Here is a 17,585-nt window from a genome sequence, read left to right as displayed (position 1 = left end):
CGCCCTCGGTGTGCCGGGCCCGGGCGACGCCGGACACATCCCTCGTCCCGGCCACCGAACGAGACCCCCGACGCCCGGCAGCATCCCGTCGGCCTGCCTGAAGGGAGTTCGATCACCGAGCGTCGCGCCCTCCGCTCAGCCGGGCGCGCGGCGTCACCGCACGTCCAGCGCCTCGCAGCACTCCGGCGCCGGACGGTGCCCCGCTCCGGTCTGCGTGCACCGACCGCAGCACCGCGCCCGCCCCTTCCGAGGCGGATGCGGAGTGCGACAGCCCAGCGCCCGGGAGGCGCTGGTTCCCAGCGACGAGAAGAGGACTTCGTCATGCCCGCAGCAAGACTGAGCCGGCTGGCGGCGCTCGCCGCCGGCCTGGCGCTCGCCCTGGCCGGCGCCGTGGTGCCCGCCGGTACGGCGGGCGCGCGGCCGCTCCCGGCCCAGGCGGCGGATGCCGCCGAGGCGGCGGCCATCACCACCGCCGACAGTCCACAGCTCAAGACGTGGTGGCACGACAACCACGAGTTCAACACCACCAGCCCGGTGGCGAACGACAAGGTGCGCCGCTCGTCGTTCTACGACGTGCAGGTCGCCACCGCGGCGGCCCCCGCGGCGCGGTTCGACTCCTTCGCCTACATGAGCATCCCGCGCAGCGGGAAGGGAAAGATCGGCTACACCAAGGAGGACGGCGCCGAGTTCTCCTCCTCGGCCGGCCTGACGATGAGCTGGTCGTCGTTCCAGTACGCCACCGACGTGTGGGTGGACGTCTCGTTGAGGACGGGGCAGACGATCTCCTCGGCCGACCAGGTCAACATCAAGCCCAGCAGCCTCGGCTTCGCCAAGCAACTCGTCGACGGCGACACCGTCCGTGTGAAGGTGCCCTACAGCCCGGCCGGCCACCGGTTCTCCGTGGAGTTCGACCCGCAGCTGTACACCGCCTACAACGACATGTCCGGCCCCGCGAACGACGCCGGCAGGCTCACCACGCAGGGCGGGGGCGGCAACCGGGCCATCCACACCGAGCCCCGCAACTCCATGATGATCTTCGCGGAGCCGGCACCCACGGGCGCGGAGGCGGACCGGCTGATCCCCACCGCGTCCTCCGGCACCATCTACTACCCGCCGCAGGGCCAGGTCACCGGCCTGAACACGATAAGCCAGGAGATCGTGTACTTCCGGCCCGGCACCTACTACATGACATCCAAGTACCACGCGCTGCTGCCCAAGCAGGTCAAGTGGGTCTACCTCGCCCCCGGCGCGTATGTGAAGGGCGCCATCCGCTTCCCCGACGACAGCCAGGGCCTGTACAAGGTGACCGGCTACGGGGTGCTCTCCGGTGAGCAGTACGTCTACGAGGCGGACACCAACAACAACTACGACCACCTCTCGGGTGCGTCCAACTGTCACTCCAGCTGTGTGAAGATGCTGCAGTTCGCCTCCGCGCAGGGCCGGCAGCAGCACCTCGACCTGCAGGGCGTGACCATCAACGAACCGCCCTACCACTCCTTCGTCGTCTACGGCGACGAGCAGACCTTCAGCATGCGGGTCGAGAACTACAAGCAGGTCGGCTCGTGGTACTGGCAGACCGACGGCATCGAGCTGTACCGCGGCAGCACCATGAAGAACACGTTCTTCAACGCCAACGACGACGTGCTGAAGATGTACCACAGCGACGTCAGCATCGATAACACCGTCATCTGGAAGAACGAGAACGGCCCCGTCATCCAGTGGGGCTGGACCCCCCGCACCATCGACAACGTCCGCGTGAACAACACCCACGTCATCCACAACCGGATGTACTGGAAGGACGTCAAGTACAACACCTGCATCCTCAACTCCTCCTCGCACTGGGAGGACATGGGCTCGACCGCCAAGGCCGATCCCAACGCGTGGGTGAGGAACATGACGTTCGAGAACATCACCGTCGAGGGCATGACGAACTGCGCCATCCGCGTCTTCGCCCTCTCCAGCACCGAGAACATCCACGTCAAGAACCTCAAGATCGACGCCTGGAGCCAGCTCGACCCCTCCTCCCAGGTCAGCCTGCTCAAGCGGTACACCAACTCCGCCGGGCAGAAGGTGACTCTCGGCAACGAGACCCGAGACAGCCGCGGGCTGAAGCTGGAGAACTACACCGTCGGCGGCACCGTCATCCAGAAGTCCGGCGGCAACTGGGCGGCCGACAAGCTCGGCCGCATCGGCTTCGACGCCGAGACCTGGGACAACTGGAACGCCTGGGGACCGGGGGGCGGCAACCCCGGCCCCGACCCGGTCACCGGCGGCAAGATCGTCAACGGTGCGACCGCCAAGTGCGTCGACCGTGCCGGCGGCTCCACCGCCAACGGCACCGCCGTCCAGCAGTGGACCTGCGCCGATGTGGCCTCGATGAGCTGGACGCTCGACGGGCAGCACCTGAAGTCGGGCGGCAAGTGCATGGACGTCGAAGGCGGCGCCACCGCCAACGGCACCAAGGCACACCTGTGGGACTGCGGCACCTGGGACAGCCAGAAGTGGGCCTTCCAGGCCGACGGCACCCTGAAGAACCTCAAGTCCGGCCGCTGCCTGGACATCGCCGCCCAGAGCACCGCCGACGGCGCCCGCCTGCACCTGTGGGACTGCGGGGGCTGGGCCAGTCAGAAGTGGACCCTCACCTCCTGACCCGCCCCGGTGGCCGCCGGCGAACCCGCGCTGTCGGCGGCCACCGGCCTGCGCGGCCCGCTGCAGAACCGCCCCTCCCTGCCCGCCGCCGAGAAAGGGCACCACCGTGGAGACACCCCCCAGGTACCAGGGCCCGGTTCTGGGCCTGTTCCGGATCGTGCTGGGACTGCTGTTCGCCTGCCACGGAGCGGCGACGCTCTTCGACGTCCTCGGCGGGCCACACGGGCGGCCCCCCAGCACCGGACAGTGGCCCGGATGGTGGGCGGCCGTGATCCAGCTGGCCGGGGGCACCCTCGTCCTGCTCGGCCTGGGCACCCGGCTGGCCGCGCTGCTGTGCTCCGGATCCATGGCCTACGCCTACTTCGTCCACCACCAGCCCGACGGGCTGTTCCCGCTGAAGAACGGCGGCGAGCAGGCCGCGCTGTTCTGCTGGGCGTTCCTGCTCATCGCCGCCCTCGGCCCCGGCCGGTGGTCCCTGGCCGAGCTGCCGGCCCGCACCGCGCAGCTCAGGCAGCGCACACGGAAGGAGGTGAGCGACCGCAGCAGCCACACCTGAGACCGGATCTGTCATGTGCACGTAAATCACTGGCCGGCCCGGCCAGTGATCCCCCGACACACGGAGGAACAGCACCATGAACCTCGCATCCGCGACACCGTCCCGCCGCGCGGCCGTCAGCGCCGGCGTGCTGGCCACGAGTCTGCTCTGCCTGCTCCCGCTGGCCCCGACGGCGTCGGCCCACGGCACGGTCATCGCTCCGCAGACGCGCAACTACGGCTGCCTGCAGCGGTGGGGCTACAACGAGCCGAACGAGGCCCAGGACCCCATGTGCTACCGGACCTACCACGAGAACGCCAACGCCATCGGCGCGTGGAAGGCCGTCTACGCCAACAACACCGGGGACAACTACAAGCAGGTCATCCCCGACGGCCAGATCTGCAGCGCCGGCGGCCAGGGCGAGACCAACTACCGGCCCCTCGACCGGCCCGGCCCGTGGATCACCACCCCCATCGGTGACAACTTCACCGTCGACCTCTACGACGAGGCCCGCCACGGCGCGGACTGGCTCGAGGTCTACGTCACCAAGCAGGGCTTCAACCCGGAGTACCAGCTGATCGGGTGGGACGACCTCGAACTGGTGAAGAGGACCGGCCGCTACCGCTACCAGGCGCACTACGTCACGGACGTCAGCACCTCGGGCTACAGCGGACGGCACGTCGTGGTCACGGTCTGGAAGGCGTCGCACATGGACCAGAAGTACTTCCTGTGCAGCGACGTCACCTTCGGCTGACACCGGCGGGACGCGGCTGAACGGCATCACGGCACACCGGCCCCGCGAGGCGCACGCCTCGCGGGGCCCTTCCCCTCCCCAGCCTCTCACCGGCCGGCTGTCGACGCCGCGCCGGTCGCCTCACGGAGGAACCATGCTCGAGCTCCGCCCCCCTTCCTTCCTGACCAGCCACCCCAGCCGCCTGCTGCGCGACCGGCTCCTCCCCGCCGTGCGCACCCCATCCGCCCGGAAGACAGCCACCCAGCGCGCGGCCGAGCACTACCGGGCGCGCAGCTTCACAGTGCTGCGCGTCAGCGTCGGTCTCCTCTACTGCTGGTTCGGGGTGCTGAAACTCTTCCCCGCCGGGAGCCCGGCCGAGGAGATCGCGGCCGCCGCCATGACCAAGCTCACCGGTGGCCTGCTGCCCGCGACCGTGTCCATGCCGCTGTTGGGCACCGCGGAGACCCTGATCGGATGCGGCCTGATCACCGGCCTGTTGCTCCGCCCCGCCCTGGCCCTCTTCTTCGCGCACATGGCCGGTGTCTTCACCTCCCTCGCACTGCTGCCCGGACAGATGTGGCACCACGGCGTACCCACGCTCGAAGGTCAGTACGTCCTGAAGAACCTCGTCCTGGTGGCCGCCTGCCTGGCCGTCGCCGCGGACGAGCTCTCCGGCTGACACTCGCCCCGCCGACCCGGACCTGTCGCCGAGCGGGACGCAGCACCCCGTGTCGCTGCGCCGACCGGGTGCTGTCTGTACTCGTCCCCGTCCCGGCACGGCTCGTGCGGGGCAAGGGTTAAGAGCCGGCCGCCAACCGATGAGGCGGCGGGGCCCCACACCGATCGGCCCCCGAGGAACAGTCGAAAGGCACGGCGTTGGAGACGTTGGAACCGCAATTTCACGCAGACCTGTCCGGGAAACGGGCTCTCGTCACCGGCGCCGCCCGCGGCCTGGGAGCGGCCATCGCCCGCCGGCTCGCTCAGGCCGGGGCGAGCGTGTGCCTGACGGATGTGCGCCGAGAAGACGGCGAAAAGGTGTGTGCCGCCCTGACCGTGGAAGGCCACGCCGCACGCTTCGTGAACCTCGACGTCCGCGATGCCGACGCTGTCACCGCACTGATCCAGGACCTGGAGCGGGACGGATGGCCACTGGACATCCTGGTCAACAACGCCGCCGTCGACGTCACCAAACCGATCGAGCACCTGGACACGGATGAGGTCACCAACGTGGTGACCACCAATCTCCTGGGCCCCATGTACCTGTGCCTGGCCACGTACCGGCGCATGATCGCGCGTGGCGGCGGCCACATCGTCAACATCCTGTCCACCGCGTCCAACCGGACCTGGACCGAAGCCGCCCCCTACGCAGCCAGCAAGACGGGGCTGCGAGCCTTCACCCACACCCTGTTCCAGGAAGCCCAGCGCGACTGCCTCGGCATCGGCGTCACCGGCATCATCGCCGGCGGCATGGAGACGCCGTTCATCATGGAGCGCTTCCCCGACGCCGACACCTCCAAGCTGCAGAACCCCGCTGTCGTGGCGGAGGCGGTGCTGTGCGCCCTGTCCGTACCCGCCACCAGCGTCATGCCGGAAGTGGTCGTCGTACCGCGCAACGAGCCCTCATGGCCGTGACCGACCAGCGTCCGCGTACCCGAGGCTGCCACCCCGGCGTGCGACTGCGTTTCTGCCTCGGCCTGCGCCGGGAGATCGCCCCCGGGCGACCAGGCGGCGCATCCCCCGGCAGCCGGCCCGGCCCGGCCGGGCCTTGCCGCAGCGGCGCCACCGCGCCGGCGTCGCCGCGTGATGAGGCCGGTGCTGTGGCTCAGGGCATGAAGAGTGCCAGAAGGATCACCACAAGGGCGACAAGCCCTATGGTCACCCAGATGAGCTTGCCCCGTCGGCTCCCGCTGCGCGTCGCGTAGTCGCCGGGGTCCGCGCCCCGCGGTCGATCCTCGGGGAGTTTCGCGTTGGCCGGCTGGTCGCGTGTGTAGAAATCGTCATCCGCCATGTCGGGCTCCCTCGATACGTTCCCCCGGATTCCCCTCGCGGCAGCAGCTCGAACGGCATGACCGCTGCCGACTCCAGGAAAACCGCGGTGCGCCCTCTCCGGCCGATGGAATCGATCGGACCCCGGGCGGGTCAGGCGCGGCACCGGAGCGTGGTGCGGTCAGGGGAGAACGGACTCGGCGCCTGCGGGTCAGCCCATGCGGGTGGCGGTCAGGAGCCAGGCGACGCTGCGGAGCCGGAGGCTGCCGGCGGTCTCGTACGGCCGAAGCCACTCCACGAGACGGCTGCGAGCACGGTCCTGGGTGTCGGGGCCGACTTGCCCGAGGAGATGGCGGCCGGGTCCGGAGTCGAGCAGGAAGTCGCCTGCTTCCTGGGCATCGCGGCCCCAGATCCCGTATGCCTCGACACGCTCGGCGCGCACGCCCTGGAAGCCGGCCTCGGTGAGCAGCGCGATCGCGGTGCCGGCGTCGGCGAGGGAGAACATGCCCGGGGCCCCGGGTGCGCCGAAGCCTCGCACGGGCAGGATGTCGTCGAGCGCGGTGAAGGCCTGCAGCCACTGGTTGCCCTCGGGATCGGCGGCACTGAGGAAGGCGATGCGCCCGCCGGGCCGCAGCGCCGTCGCGATGTTGGCGAAGGCGGCTGCGGGGTCGTCGAAGAACATGATGCCGAAGCGGCTGATCGCGACGTCGAAGGCACCGGGAGCGAGGCGGTGGACCTGGGCGTCGCCGTGCTCGAAGGAGATGTGGGGGATGCCGTCGCGGGCTGCCCGCCTCCGGGCGCGTTCCAGCATGGGTGCGGAGAGGTCCAGACCGAGGGCGTGACCTGGGGCGGCCGCGCGGGCGGCCAGTTGGGTCGTGGTTCCGGCGCCGCAGCCGATGTCGAGGACGCGTGCGCCGGGTTCGATGGCGGCGGCAGCGAGCAGGGGCTGGTCGAAACCCGCGTTGACGGCGTCCCAGCGGTCCTGGTGGGCGGCCCAGTGAGAGCCTTCGTGGCCGTTCCATGCCTGGGCCTGAGCTGTGTTGGCGATGCCGTGCATACGAGAAGACCTCCGGTGGAGTGGGCCGGGCGCCTTAGTATGGGCGCACGCCCAAAGAGTATGGGCGGGTGCCCATACTGGCAATCCCCTGATCCCGGGAGGAACTTGATGTCACCGCGTGGAGTCGCGATTCCCGATCTGCGTGAGCTGCTGTTCGACGCGGCGGAACGCGTCCTGGCCAGGGACGGCGCCGCTGCCCTCACCAGCAGGGCGGTCACGAGCGAGGCGGGCTGCGCCAAGGGGGTGCTGCACACCCACTTCGCGGGCTTGGACGAGTTCGTCGCCGAACTGGTCCTGAACCGGTTCGCCCGTATCGCGGCGCAGGCGGAGGGTCTGCCGTCGCGGGCGGGCACGGGGGCGGTGGCGGACAACCTCGCGTCGGTGGCGTCGGTGGTCCTGTCGCTGGATTCCGGAGTCGTGGGCCTGGCTGTGACCCGGCCGGCGGCATCGCTGCGCATCCGCGAAGCCTGGCAGGCGGGCGCCCCTGGCTTCGGCGTGGTCGAGCAGTCGATCAGTGACTACCTGCGCGAGGAGCAGCGCCTGGGACGCGTGGGGCAGGGAGTGGACACGGAGTGCGTCGCCCTGGCCCTGGTGGGGACGCTGCACCATCTGCTCATGACGGGATGGACGGGCGCACCGGATCCCCAGGCGCAGGTCCAGCGACTCATCCGCCTGCTCGTCGCCGCACCCTGAACGAGGACATGCGGCGGCAAGGCCCTTCACCCGACGCTGAAGCTCCCCCGATCCAACCGTGCACTGGCCCGCCGAGCCCGCCTGCCCGGCTGGTCTGTCGATGGAAGTGCCTGCGCACGGGCTCGCGACACGGTGGGTGCCTCGGGCTACCGAGACGGATACCTGCGCGGCGGATGGGCCTGTCTCTTCGCTGTGTGACAGACGGTGCCGGGGGGCGCGGTCGTGGCCGGTATGCGCGTCCGACGTGGTCGAAGAGGGCGAGCTGAGCGTCGTGCGTCTTGATCGTCTATTGGGTGGCGCCTAGGCTCCCATGCCCATGGAGACGGGGGAGCCAGGCCGTGGCCGCGGGCCGTGGCGCGACCGGCTGGTCAGACATCGCGCCGTCGTGGCCCTGCTGGGCGGGACGGTGGGGACAGCCGTTCTGGGGGCCGTGCTCGTCCTCCTGCCGGGTGTGGTGGTCGACCACGATCTGGCCGGGGCGAGCGTCGCGGCACAGGACCGGCTGAAAGCGGTGAACGACGTCCGTACGACGCTTCTGCAGGCCGTGGGCGGCATGGTCGTGCTGTTCGGCGCATACGCCACGTGGAGGCAGGTGCGCGTCAGCCAGGAGGGTCTGCGCGCCACCCAGGAGGGCCATGTCACCGACCGGTTCAGCACGGCCGTCGATCAGCTCGGCAGTGACAAACTGGAGACACGCATCGGCGGGCTGCACGCGCTGTGGCGCATCGCGGAGCACTCGGCTCGCGACCGCGAGGCCGTCATTTCCATCCAGGCCGCCTACCTGCGTACACACCTGCCCTGGCCGCCCACCGGACCGGAGGCTCCAGCGGCGGATGTGCCCATCAACGACGTCGTGCCGCTGGAGATCCGTGCCGCGGACGCCCAGGTGGCGCTGACCGGGCTCGGCGTGCTGCTGCTCCAGCCCCGGGAACAGTCCTGGATCAACCTCAGCGTCACGGACCTGCGTCGAGCCGACTGCGACGGCTTGTGGCTGCACGAGGTCAACTTCGACCGGTCCTGCATGGAGGCGGCGGGCCTCTACCGCGCCAACCTGACGCAGGCCTCCCTCGTCTCGGTCAACCTGCGGCACGCCGACCTCAAGACGGCGGTCCTGCGCAGGGCCCGCTGCGTTCTGGCCGATCTGCGGGGCGCACGGCTGGTCGAAACCGACCTGCGCGACGCGGACTTCACCGAGGCGGACCTGCGTGAGGCCAATCTCCGCAAGGCCGACGCGAGCGGCGCCGTCTTCCACCGCGCCGACCTGCGCCTGGCCGACTTGCGCGGCACCGACCTGAGCACGGCCGGCCTTCTCCAAGCACGTCTGACCGGTGCGGTGGCCAGCGAGAGAACCCGCTGGCCGACCGGTTTCGACCACGCGGCCGCCGGCGTCGTCGTCACCGAGGACCCTGGCCCGGAACCTCCGCCACTGCTCCAGCCCGCGGGGATAACGACACAGCACCCACCTCTCAGGTCCATGCCGTGACCCACGAGCCGCGGGCGAAGACCGTTGCGCGCGGGGACCTGGCTGGTATGGCTCCCCGTCGCTCACACCGGCGCTTCTCCCCCGCGGCGCTGTCAGGCCTTGGACACCGCGCTCCCCTGTCATCAAGGCCTCGTCGCCGCCGCGCCGGGCGGCCGCGGTGCTACTTGAGCATGCGGGCCGCCTCCACCCGCTGGAGGTGGATCACGACGTCGTGCGTCTCGGCGAGCCGGATCTGCGGGGCGTCCGCGATGCCGGGGTAGGTGGCGCCGATGTTCTTGACGGTGCGCGGGACGGCGAGCCAGGCGCGGGCCGCCGCCGGGGCGTCGCGCAGGTCCACCACGAAGTCGCGGTACCGTACCCGGTCAAGGGTGTGCTCGGCGGTGCCGGGCCCGGCGGGGCCGACGGTGAAGTGGCGGACGGCGCCGTCCTGGCCGAAGGCGTTGAACGAGCCCCGGCCGAAGGTGAGGCCGACACTCAGGTAGCCGCCGCCCAACCGCTCCCTGAGGAAGTGGCCCTGGACCTTCGGATAGTGGCCGGGGACGTAGGTCCTGAGGGCGACGTGGCTGTTGTGGGCGGAGAGCACGATCTTGTCGCCGGTCCGCTGCTGCCACCAGGCGACGTTCTCCGCCATGATCCGGTCGCGGTGGAGCATGCCGTCGGCGATCCCCTGTGGATCGTCCCAGTCGAAGGCGTACAGCGTGGTCATCTGGTGGATCGCGGTGGCGTGCTGGACGGCCCAGGCGTGCGCGTCGGTGTCGGCGCCCGTGCCGGACCGCCGCTTGAGCAGGTCCAGCGCCCGGCCGGTCCGCTCGGCGAGCTCCTTGCGCTCGGCCATCGGCTTCGACAGGTAGTCGCCGACATACGTCTCGGCGTCGGTGGCGGGCCGCAGGCCCCGGTACAGCTCGGCGAGCCGCGGGGCGAGTTCGGGGCGGGACGCGGCCGCGTAGGCGCCGACCTTGTCGTACAGTTCGGCACCGGCGAACCCGCCGTCGTCGCCGACGAAGCGGACCGGGTCCTTCGGGTGCCTGACGTTGTACATGCGCATCCACTGGAGCAGATCGCGGTACTCGGCGTTGTTCCACCACCGGTAGGTGCCCTGGAACTCCTCGTCCATGATCTGCTGCAAGTCGCCCTCGCCGCGCAGGAGGTAGGCGTCGAGCCGTAGTCCGGTGCTCCACGGGGCTTCGAGGGCGAAGGCCCGGAAGCCCTTCTTCTCGACCAGGTACCGCAGGACCCGGTGCTTGACGGTGAAGAACTCGTGCGAGCTGTGGGTGGCCTCGCCCAGGCCCACCACGCGGGCATCGCCGACCATCCGGCCGAACGGGCGGAGGTCGGCCAGGCCGCCGTGGGGCTCGGTGGTGCGCAGCGGGTGGGCCACCCGGCCGAGGGCCGCCTCGGGGGAGCCGAGTGCGGCGGCCGTGGCCGCCTCCGGACCGGCGGGCGCGGCGGCGCCGGCGAAGGCCGATGCAGCGGCCGGGGCGGGCAGGGTGGTGGCGGAGGCGGCCGGGGCGACGGCCAGCAGGGCACCGAGCGGGACGAGCAGGGCGGTGAGCAGGGTCTTGTGCGTGTTCATGGGGGCAACTCTCGCCGCGCGGTGTCGCCCCGCACCATCCACTGCGCCCCCCGATCGGCCCGGGGGTTACCCTCATCCATCGACAGGTGGAGGCTGGGACCCTGGTCCCGGTCGTGAACGGGGTGAGGCAGGGACCACCTCGGCCTCGGCCGTGACCGTCTGGCATCCGGCGTCGGCTGCACCCCTGATCGGGAGAAGGCCGCTCCCCCGGCCCCTGACGATCCCTTGGCAGCGCTTGACCTTGACGCAGCGGCAAGGTTTCTACTGACGGCATGCGAATCGGAGAGATCGCCGCGCTCGTGGGGCTCACCACCCGGGCGATCCGGCACTACCACCACGTCGGGCTGCTTCCGGAACCGGAGCGGCGCCCCAACGGCTACCGGGCCTACAGCGTCCGCGACGCCGTCCTGCTCGCCCGGGTGCGCCGGCTCACCGAACTCGGGCTCGGCCTCCAGGAAGTGCGTGACGCCCTCGCCGACGATGCCGGTCGTGAACTGACCGAAATACTGGAGGAACTCGACGCGGACCTGGCCCGCCAGGAGGCCGCCGTCCGGGAGCGCCGCCGCCGGCTCGGCGCCCTGCTCGCCGAGCCGCCCGGCGCGACGGGGCCCGTCTCGCCCGCCCTCGCCGCGCTGCTGGCACAGGCCCCCGGAACGGACTCGCCGAGCGCGGCCAAGGACCGCGAGTACCTCACGCTGCTGGACACCACCGGCACCGCTGACCGGAAGATGCTCGCACTGCTGGAGACGATGATCGCCGATCCCGGGATCGTCGAACTGTATGAGCGCCTCGACGCACTCGCCGACGCCCCCACCGACGATCCGCGGATCGTACCTCTGGCGGCTGACCTGGTGGCAGCCGTCCCCGAGGAGCTGTTCGCCGCGCTCCCCCGGGACGGGGTGGTCGTGACCGGGTTCAAGGAGGCGCTGCTCGCCGAGTACTCCCCCGCGCAGGCGGAAGTCGTGGGCCGGGTCATGGACGCCTTCGTGGAAAGAGGCCGGGGATGAGCGGCCGGTCAAGGGGCGTACGGGCGGCGCGGGTCGCGGTGGCCGTCGTGCTGCCAGGTGAACTGGCCCTGGCGGCCTGCCTGGCATCCGGGGTCCGACCGCCCGGGTGGGCGCTGGCCGGCGCCGAAGCGCTGATGCTCGCAGTGCTGCTGCTGGAGACCTGGGTGCTGCGCTCGCTGTACGTCGCCGCGCGCGCACGCGGCGCGGACCGCAGGACGGCGCGGCAGGCCGCCGTACGGGAGGCGGTGCCGGTGACGGTCCGCCGCCTGCTTCTCCACGAGCTGCGCGCCCTCGCCTCCCTGGCGCGGTGGGTCCGGCGCGGCAGGCACGGGGTGCGCCCCGGAGACTTCGCTGCCGCGTACACCGGACCTCAGACCGCGATGATGTACGGACTGCTCTTCTTGATGGTGACCGAGACGGTCGCCCTGGCATTCCTCATCCCTTGGCCGGTGGTCCACCGGATGATCCTGGTACTCGACCTGTACAGCGTCGTCCTGGTGCTGGCCCTGCACGCCGCCTGCGTCACCCGGCCGCACGTCGTACGCCCCGACGGCTCTCTGCGGATCCGCTACGGAGCCCTGTTCGACCTGGCCGTACCGCCGGACGCGGTCGCCTCGGTCCGGGTCGAACGGCGCTATCCCCAGGGCCGTCTGATCACCCTCTCCGAGGACGGGGTCCTCGACCTGATCGTGGGCAGCCAGACTTCGGTGACCCTGGAGCTGAACCGACCACTCCCCTTCACACGCCCGTTCGGCGCGACGGGAACGGCCCGCACCATCCGCTTCCACGCCGACGACCCACGCGCACTGGTGAGCGCACTCCGTCAGCCCGTCTGAGGGCGCACGTCGGTCCTCGCCGCGACGTGCCACGGCAAGACGCGGCAATGGGGCGCGATCGCGTCACGCGCGCTGCCCGTACGCGGCGCGGTCGAAGGTGGGCCGGCTCGTCGCGCCGGACTCCACCATCGTCAGCCCGTCGGTACACGGCTGCCAGAAGGGGGCACGCAGAGTGCCGGCTCGGCGGTCGGCGCGGCGGGCTGAGGGGCGCGCGGCACAGTGGCGCGGAGCCGCTACAGCTCGAACTCGACGTGCTCGATGTCGGTGAAGCGGACCTCTTCCAGGCTGCCGGCGCGGCGGCCGCCGTCCTGGAAGTAGACCTCTTTGAGTCCTTCCGCGGCGATCTGCTGGAGTTGCCGGTCGGTGGCGCCGGCCTGCTGGGCGTCGAAGAGGCGGGCGGCGTAGTGCGGCGGCAGGGCGACGGTCAGGTGCCGGATGCGGGCGTCGTCGGTCGTGCCGACGGGCGCGGTGTAGCCGATCCGGGCCTGGGTGTCGATGACGATGCCGTCGGTCGTCGACGCCCTCTGCCGTGCCCTGGCCCGGATCTGCGGCTGCCATCTGCTCTTCACCTCGCGTTCCAGGCGGGCGGCGAGTTCGGGGCGGGGCTTCTTGATCTGGTTCCTGACGTACCGCTCGACGGTGCGCTGGGAGACGCGCAGCAGCTGGGCGACCGCCTTGGTGGACTTGAGCTGTTTGACGAGGTAGCGCATCTGCGCGGGCGCTGTCTTGGGCGCCGGGCGGGTGAACGCCTTCTGTACCGCGGCTTCCAGGCCGTTCCCGAACAGGCTCATCGTCGCCTTCTCCTACTCTCCGTTGTCGGCGTCGGTGACGGTGCCGTCCTTGATGTAGCGGGCGAGGTTCAGCTCGGGGGCGTCGAACCGCTCGCGGACCTCCTCGCCCCACAGGACGGTCTGGGTGCCCTCGTGCTTGACCAGGCCGGGGTTGATGCCGAGCTTGAAGCCGCCGGGCAGCGGTTTGCCGTTCCGGTAGGGCAGGAAGTCCAGCGGGGATGGCCCGCCCGCCGCGTACACGACGCAGTCGGAGAGGATCGCGACCGGGTACTGCCCGGTGAACGCCGCGTGCTTGACGATCTTCCGGTGCAGGTTGATCCGGGTGCGGGAGATGACCGCCGCGCGGATGTCCGGCCGCCACGTCGGACGGGACAGGGCGCGCCACGGCTCGCCCGGCCGCCAGCCCTCGCCGCGCGGGCGCTCGCGCAGCTTGCCGATGCCGCCCTTGACGGTCGCCTTGATCGCCGAGACGACGATGGCCAGGTCCGGGTCGCGGTCCTTGCAGCCGTCCATCGCCGCCAGGAAGTCGGCCGGCTCCATGTCGGCGTGCACGCCGAGGTCGGCCATCGTGGCCAGGTAGGCGTCACGCAGCCGCTGGTACCAGCCGTCCAGGTAGCGGCCGTTGTCGTGGCGGACGTACGCCTCGATCGGCCGTACCTCGTAGCCCAGCTCCTGGGCGTAGGCGACGGTGGGTGTGGCGTACCAGGCCGGGCCTGTCGGACGGTCACCCTTCGGCGTGAACGGGCTGGGCAGCAGGCCGGCGTCCAGCTCCGCCCACTCCTTGCCGACCTTCACCCGCGACAGGTCGACGTGGGACAGGTCGACCAGCCACGAGCCGGGCAGCTTCGGGTCGAACACCGGGTTCCTGACGTGCGTGGGCGTGCCGAGGCCGACGGTCAGGCCGTTGGCGCCGGCGGCGAACGCCATGTTCACGTCGATGCCGACCAGGTACCGGAGCGTGCACTCGGCATCCGTCATCGGCCGCGCCCAGTCGTACGCCTCCTCGAACAGCTTCTCCGCCGGGCCGCGGACGTGGAAGCGGGGCAGGTCCTTCAGGAGCGGGTGGCCGTCGGGGGCCTCGCACGGGGCGCAGTCCACCGGGTCCTTGCCCAGCGAGCCGGGGTTGTGCTCGGAGTGCCGCTTCCCCGTCGCGTCGGGCTCGGAGGCGCGGGTCGGCGGGTGCAGGGCGGTCATCAGCTCCAGGCCCGTCACAGCGGTCGATCCGCGCGGCGTCATCACGCGGGAGGCGTACACGCCCAGCACGCGGGCGAGTTCGGCCGAGGGGAGCTGTGCGGCGTATCCCCAGTGCCGGGAGTCGAGCGCGTTCCAGGAGGGGATGCACAGCTGGACGCAGGCCCGCTCCGAACCGGTGGCGGGGCGGTAGATCCTGGCCCACGGCCCGAAGCCGCGCTTCGTCAGCTTCCAGTCGGCGCGGGCCAGCTGCTTGACGACCTTGTGGTTCTCCGGGATCCGCCCGGCGAGCCGCTGCTCGTCGGTGAGGGTGACCGGCAGGCCGTAGCGCTCCAGGGCGGCCTCGGTGAGCACGAGCAGGGGGTCGGCGTCCTTGCCCGGTCCGGACAGCTTGGGCTGTCCGAGCCTCGCTTCGCGCAGTGTCCAGTCCACCAGGGCCGGGATGCTTTTGGCGGGTACGTCCAGGACCAGACCGCCGGTGCAGTACGCCAGCACTTTCCCGTCCTCGACGTCGACGACCGCCAGCGGCCCGTTGTCGAACCGGGGGTCGGTGCCACCCGCCGGGGCACCGGCGGGAGCCGCCTTCTTCGCACCCGGTGGGCGCGGCGTCGACGTCGGCCTGGTGGTGCGGGCCGGGCGGGTGGCGGTGGTCGGAGCGGCGGCTACGGGAGCGGGAGCGGGCGTCCCGGTGTCCTCGGTCGCGGTCATGGCCGCAGGCTTGGGGTTCCGGCCTGTGGACGGAGTGCCGGCCTCCGTCGGGTCGGGGGCGCCGGTGGGCGGGGCGGGCGCTGGGGCGGCCGGCCTCTCCGGGGCGGGGTAGAGCTCCGCGAGCTGCCGCAGCAGCCGCGCGTACGCCTCGCGCTCCGGGCCGCGCGGCTCGGTCGGCTTCTTCACCGACTCCCAGCCGGACACCGTGGCGCGGCGCACCTTCAGTGCCGCGGCGACTTCGTCCAGCGTCAGGCCGTGCGCGGTCCGCAGTCGCTTGCGCTCCTCCACCGGCGGCAGCGGAGAGCGGGACGCGACCAGCGCGTCGACCGCGTCGAACAACTCGGACATGCAGCACCTCCTGAGCGGCACTCTATCCAATGGACCGTAAGGTTCGCGTACCTTGGCCGTACGAGCAGCGTACGACGTGCGTTCGAGAGGTGTCGGATCGGGGTGCCGGCCGGAGGGGTCGGCGGTTCTTGCGACAAGGCGCCCACGCGAACCGGACCCGTCAGTCGGTGACGGTGTCTCCCGTGCGGGCGGCCGGATCAAGCCCGGAACGTACTGCTCCACCGACATGCGGGGCTGGCCCGAGGAGTGGACGGGCGCCAACGGTGGATCGGTTCGGCTGCGAGCAGGGCCGGCAGATGACCGGTGAGGAGTTCGACCCCCGCAGTCCGCGAGGCCGGTGCGGCTACGGGCTGACCGGGTCGAGGAGGTGGGGGCCGTTGTTGCGGACGTTGTTGACGGCCGTGGAGACCGGGCGCGCGCGGAGGTGCCCGTCGGCGGGCCGGCCGAGGAGTGCGCGCAGTTCGTCGGGGTCCCGGTGCGCGGGGTCGAGCCAGGCCTCGTAGTGGTCCTCGGTGAGCGCGAGGGGCATGCGCGGATGTACACGGCCGGCCGCGTCGGTGGCCTCGGTGGTGATGATGGTGCAGGTCACCAGCCAGGCGGCAGGGTCGTCGTCCCGGGTGACGGCCGGGTCGCGCCAGTACTCGTACAGGCCGGCGAGCGCCATCACCTTCTCGTCCTCGGGGTGGATGAAGTAGGGCTGCTTGCGGACCTTGCCGGTGGCCGGGTCCTTGCCGGGCTGCCACTCGTAGAAGCCGTCCGCCGGAAGCAGGCAGCGGCGTGTGACGAACGCGCGGCGGAACGCGGGCTTCTCGTGCACGGTCTCCACCCGCGCGTTGATCATCCGCGCGCCGGTCTTCGGGTCCTTCGCCCAGGACGGCACCAGGCCCCAGCGCAGCGGCCGCAGTTCCCTCACGGGCGTCGCGGCACCGTCACCGTCTCGCGGGGTGCGTTCCAGGACGGCCCAGACGTCGTCGGTCGGGGCGACGTTCCAGTTCGGTGCCAGCGCCTCCGTGGGGGTCCACTCGGTGACGTGGAACAGCTGCGCCAGGTCCTGCGGGCTCCGGGTGGCAACGTATCGACCGCACATGCGACCAGCTTCTCACCGCGCGGCCGCCCGACGAGGTCGCATCCCCTACGACTTCCTTGTGGCAGGCAGGGCTGGTGGGCGCTGCACCTCCAGGACTACCGCCGTTCCAGCGACGGTCCGGTCCTCGTGCATGGTGATCACCTGACCGGGCTGGAGCTGCCGCCACTTCGGCGGGGAGAGCGGAGCGAGACGCACCGTGGCCTGCCCTCCGGGCTCCATGAAGGGCGTGAACTCGGCCCACAGGGCGGCAACGCAGAGGTCGGGTTCACCTGTCGGGGTCTTCCCTCCGAGGTCCCACATCGGTCGCAGGACGCCGGCTCCGGAGAAGGGTGTCTGCCGACGGGCCTCGTGAGCCGGCCTGAGAGTGAGGTCCGCCCGGACGGTGCCGTTGCGGGTCTCGAAGCAGCGCCAGTGGCACCAGGCCGCGCTTCTGTCGAGTCGCATCAGTTCGGTTGCGGTGGCGAGGTTCTGCCAGAAGGCGGGTGGGAGCGGGTGGCCATCGTGGAGCTGCTCCAACAGGCTGAAAGCGACTTCCCACTCATCGTGGGCGAGATACTCCCAGATGTCGTTCACCGTGATGTCGTTCTCGGTGGCGACGGCTTCGGGAACCAGCAGTGCGGCAGCCTCCAGCAGCCGGGCAACGTCCATTCCCTGATTCTGGACGATGCTCCCCGCTGCCTGGACCGCGCGTCCCGAAGCCAGGGTGTCATCAGCCCCCTTCGCCCTTGATCAAGGGAGGTTGCCTTGACCGATGACCGAGGGACGGACGGGAGGTGGCGGCGGGGACGGTCGCGAGGGCGGCATCTCACCCGGGCACCCTTCGACTGCCCGGACGTGCCGGCGGGGAGCCCGTTCGCCCGGCAGCCCCGTGGGGATGCCGGTGGCAGCGCCGGGCCGGTGTCCGGCCG

At 71.2% G+C, this 17,585-nt stretch carries 16 protein-coding genes; 9 read left to right on the top strand and 7 right to left on the bottom strand.

Translation table 11 applies throughout. The features are described from left to right. Positions 1-321: 321 nt before the first annotated feature. From SGLAU_RS31395 to SGLAU_RS31370, 5 genes are all read left to right on the top strand, one after another. Positions 322-2,649 carry a family 49 glycosyl hydrolase gene (locus SGLAU_RS31395; RefSeq protein WP_078957980.1) on the top strand — a complete coding sequence of 776 codons (2,328 nt, stop codon included), beginning with the start codon at positions 322-324 and terminating at the stop codon, positions 2,647-2,649. A gap of 106 nt (positions 2,650-2,755) precedes the next feature. Further along, positions 2,756-3,205 (top strand): DoxX family protein, encoded by a 450-nt coding sequence (locus SGLAU_RS31385; RefSeq protein ID WP_043505961.1) that lies wholly within the window; start codon positions 2,756-2,758, stop codon positions 3,203-3,205. Positions 3,206-3,281: 76 nt separating this feature from the next. Beyond that, positions 3,282-3,938, top strand: coding sequence for a lytic polysaccharide monooxygenase auxiliary activity family 9 protein (locus SGLAU_RS31380; protein ID WP_043505959.1), 657 nt, complete (start codon positions 3,282-3,284; stop codon positions 3,936-3,938). A 133-nt stretch (positions 3,939-4,071) separates the two neighbouring features. Continuing rightward, positions 4,072-4,596 carry a hypothetical protein gene (locus SGLAU_RS31375; protein ID WP_244315293.1) on the top strand — a complete coding sequence of 175 codons (525 nt, stop codon included), beginning with the start codon at positions 4,072-4,074 and terminating at the stop codon, positions 4,594-4,596. A gap of 197 nt (positions 4,597-4,793) precedes the next feature. Further along, the gene (locus tag SGLAU_RS31370; RefSeq protein ID WP_043505958.1) at positions 4,794-5,549 is read left to right on the top strand and encodes an SDR family oxidoreductase; all 756 of its coding nucleotides are present in this window, start codon (positions 4,794-4,796) and stop codon (positions 5,547-5,549) included. A gap of 190 nt (positions 5,550-5,739) precedes the next feature. On the opposite strand, the gene SGLAU_RS31365 is transcribed toward SGLAU_RS31370, so the two are convergent. Both SGLAU_RS31365 and SGLAU_RS31360 read right to left on the bottom strand, forming a co-directional pair. Next, the gene (locus SGLAU_RS31365) at positions 5,740-5,925 is read right to left on the bottom strand and encodes a hypothetical protein (RefSeq protein ID WP_043505957.1); all 186 of its coding nucleotides are present in this window, start codon (positions 5,923-5,925) and stop codon (positions 5,740-5,742) included. Between the two features lie 189 nt (positions 5,926-6,114). Continuing rightward, positions 6,115-6,960: a class I SAM-dependent methyltransferase gene (locus tag SGLAU_RS31360; protein ID WP_043505956.1), complete on the bottom strand. Its 846-nt coding sequence runs from the start codon at positions 6,958-6,960 to the stop codon at positions 6,115-6,117. Between the two features lie 108 nt (positions 6,961-7,068). On the opposite strand from SGLAU_RS31360, the gene SGLAU_RS31355 reads away from it, so the two are divergent. Together SGLAU_RS31355 and SGLAU_RS31350 are read left to right on the top strand one after the other, a co-directional pair. Continuing rightward, entirely contained in the window at positions 7,069-7,653 is a 585-nt protein-coding gene (locus SGLAU_RS31355) for a TetR/AcrR family transcriptional regulator (protein WP_043505955.1), read from the top strand. Positions 7,654-7,969: 316 nt separating this feature from the next. Beyond that, positions 7,970-9,136, top strand: a complete 1,167-nt coding sequence (locus tag SGLAU_RS31350; protein ID WP_244315368.1) for a pentapeptide repeat-containing protein — start codon at positions 7,970-7,972, stop codon at positions 9,134-9,136. A 160-nt stretch (positions 9,137-9,296) separates the two neighbouring features. On the opposite strand, the gene SGLAU_RS31345 is transcribed toward SGLAU_RS31350, so the two are convergent. Then, complete coding sequence (locus SGLAU_RS31345; protein ID WP_043505954.1) at positions 9,297-10,709, bottom strand: erythromycin esterase family protein; 1,413 nt, start codon at positions 10,707-10,709, stop codon at positions 9,297-9,299. A gap of 272 nt (positions 10,710-10,981) precedes the next feature. Here SGLAU_RS31345 and SGLAU_RS31340 point away from each other — a divergent pair, with 272 nt between their 5' ends. Both SGLAU_RS31340 and SGLAU_RS31335 read left to right on the top strand, forming a co-directional pair. Then, positions 10,982-11,716 (top strand): MerR family transcriptional regulator, encoded by a 735-nt coding sequence (locus SGLAU_RS31340; RefSeq protein WP_043505953.1) that lies wholly within the window; start codon positions 10,982-10,984, stop codon positions 11,714-11,716. Beyond that, positions 11,713-12,552: a hypothetical protein gene (locus SGLAU_RS31335; RefSeq protein WP_043505952.1), complete on the top strand. Its 840-nt coding sequence runs from the start codon at positions 11,713-11,715 to the stop codon at positions 12,550-12,552. Before SGLAU_RS31340 ends, SGLAU_RS31335 begins: the two co-directional genes overlap by 4 nt. 233 nt (positions 12,553-12,785) lie before the next feature. On the opposite strand, the gene tpg is transcribed toward SGLAU_RS31335, so the two are convergent. The 4 genes from tpg to SGLAU_RS31315 form a co-directional block, all read right to left on the bottom strand. Continuing rightward, on the bottom strand, positions 12,786-13,343 hold the full coding sequence (gene tpg / locus SGLAU_RS31330) for a telomere-protecting terminal protein Tpg (RefSeq protein ID WP_043505950.1): 558 nt from the start codon (positions 13,341-13,343) through the stop codon (positions 12,786-12,788). Positions 13,344-13,355: 12 nt separating this feature from the next. After that, a complete protein-coding gene (gene tap, locus SGLAU_RS31325) occupies positions 13,356-15,590 on the bottom strand; it encodes a telomere-associated protein Tap (RefSeq protein WP_043505949.1) in 2,235 nt (744 codons plus the stop codon). A gap of 343 nt (positions 15,591-15,933) precedes the next feature. Next, positions 15,934-16,677, bottom strand: coding sequence for an SOS response-associated peptidase (locus tag SGLAU_RS31320; RefSeq protein ID WP_043505948.1), 744 nt, complete (start codon positions 16,675-16,677; stop codon positions 15,934-15,936). A gap of 45 nt (positions 16,678-16,722) precedes the next feature. Continuing rightward, positions 16,723-17,325 (bottom strand): hypothetical protein, encoded by a 603-nt coding sequence (locus tag SGLAU_RS31315; protein WP_043505947.1) that lies wholly within the window; start codon positions 17,323-17,325, stop codon positions 16,723-16,725. Positions 17,326-17,585: the final 260 nt, after the last annotated feature.

This window comes from Streptomyces glaucescens (genome assembly GCF_000761215.1).
Taxonomy (GTDB): Bacteria; Actinomycetota; Actinomycetes; order Streptomycetales; family Streptomycetaceae; genus Streptomyces; species Streptomyces glaucescens_B.
The sequence above is the reverse complement of the archived record's forward strand: the minus strand, read 5'-3'. Positions and strand labels throughout refer to the sequence as shown.

Bases quoted from the DNA above. Each gene is read 5' to 3' on its own strand.
- SGLAU_RS31345 (WP_043505954.1), bottom strand. From the start codon at position 10,709: ATGAACACGCACAAGACCCTGCTCACCGCCCTGCTCGTCCCGCTCGGT.
- SGLAU_RS31340 (WP_043505953.1), top strand. From the start codon at position 10,982: ATGCGAATCGGAGAGATCGCCGCGCTCGTGGGGCTCACCACCCGGGCG.
- SGLAU_RS31320 (WP_043505948.1), bottom strand. From the start codon at position 16,677: ATGTGCGGTCGATACGTTGCCACCCGGAGCCCGCAGGACCTGGCGCAG.
- tpg (WP_043505950.1), bottom strand. From the start codon at position 13,343: ATGAGCCTGTTCGGGAACGGCCTGGAAGCCGCGGTACAGAAGGCGTTC.
- SGLAU_RS31365 (WP_043505957.1), bottom strand. From the start codon at position 5,925: ATGGCGGATGACGATTTCTACACACGCGACCAGCCGGCCAACGCGAAA.
- SGLAU_RS31355 (WP_043505955.1), top strand. From the start codon at position 7,069: ATGTCACCGCGTGGAGTCGCGATTCCCGATCTGCGTGAGCTGCTGTTC.
- SGLAU_RS31315 (WP_043505947.1), bottom strand. From the start codon at position 17,325: ATGGACGTTGCCCGGCTGCTGGAGGCTGCCGCACTGCTGGTTCCCGAA.
- SGLAU_RS31335 (WP_043505952.1), top strand. From the start codon at position 11,713: ATGAGCGGCCGGTCAAGGGGCGTACGGGCGGCGCGGGTCGCGGTGGCC.
- SGLAU_RS31395 (WP_078957980.1), top strand. From the start codon at position 322: ATGCCCGCAGCAAGACTGAGCCGGCTGGCGGCGCTCGCCGCCGGCCTG.
- tap (WP_043505949.1), bottom strand. From the start codon at position 15,590: ATGTCCGAGTTGTTCGACGCGGTCGACGCGCTGGTCGCGTCCCGCTCT.
- SGLAU_RS31350 (WP_244315368.1), top strand. From the start codon at position 7,970: ATGGAGACGGGGGAGCCAGGCCGTGGCCGCGGGCCGTGGCGCGACCGG.
- SGLAU_RS31380 (WP_043505959.1), top strand. From the start codon at position 3,282: ATGAACCTCGCATCCGCGACACCGTCCCGCCGCGCGGCCGTCAGCGCC.
- SGLAU_RS31360 (WP_043505956.1), bottom strand. From the start codon at position 6,960: ATGCACGGCATCGCCAACACAGCTCAGGCCCAGGCATGGAACGGCCAC.
- SGLAU_RS31375 (WP_244315293.1), top strand. From the start codon at position 4,072: ATGCTCGAGCTCCGCCCCCCTTCCTTCCTGACCAGCCACCCCAGCCGC.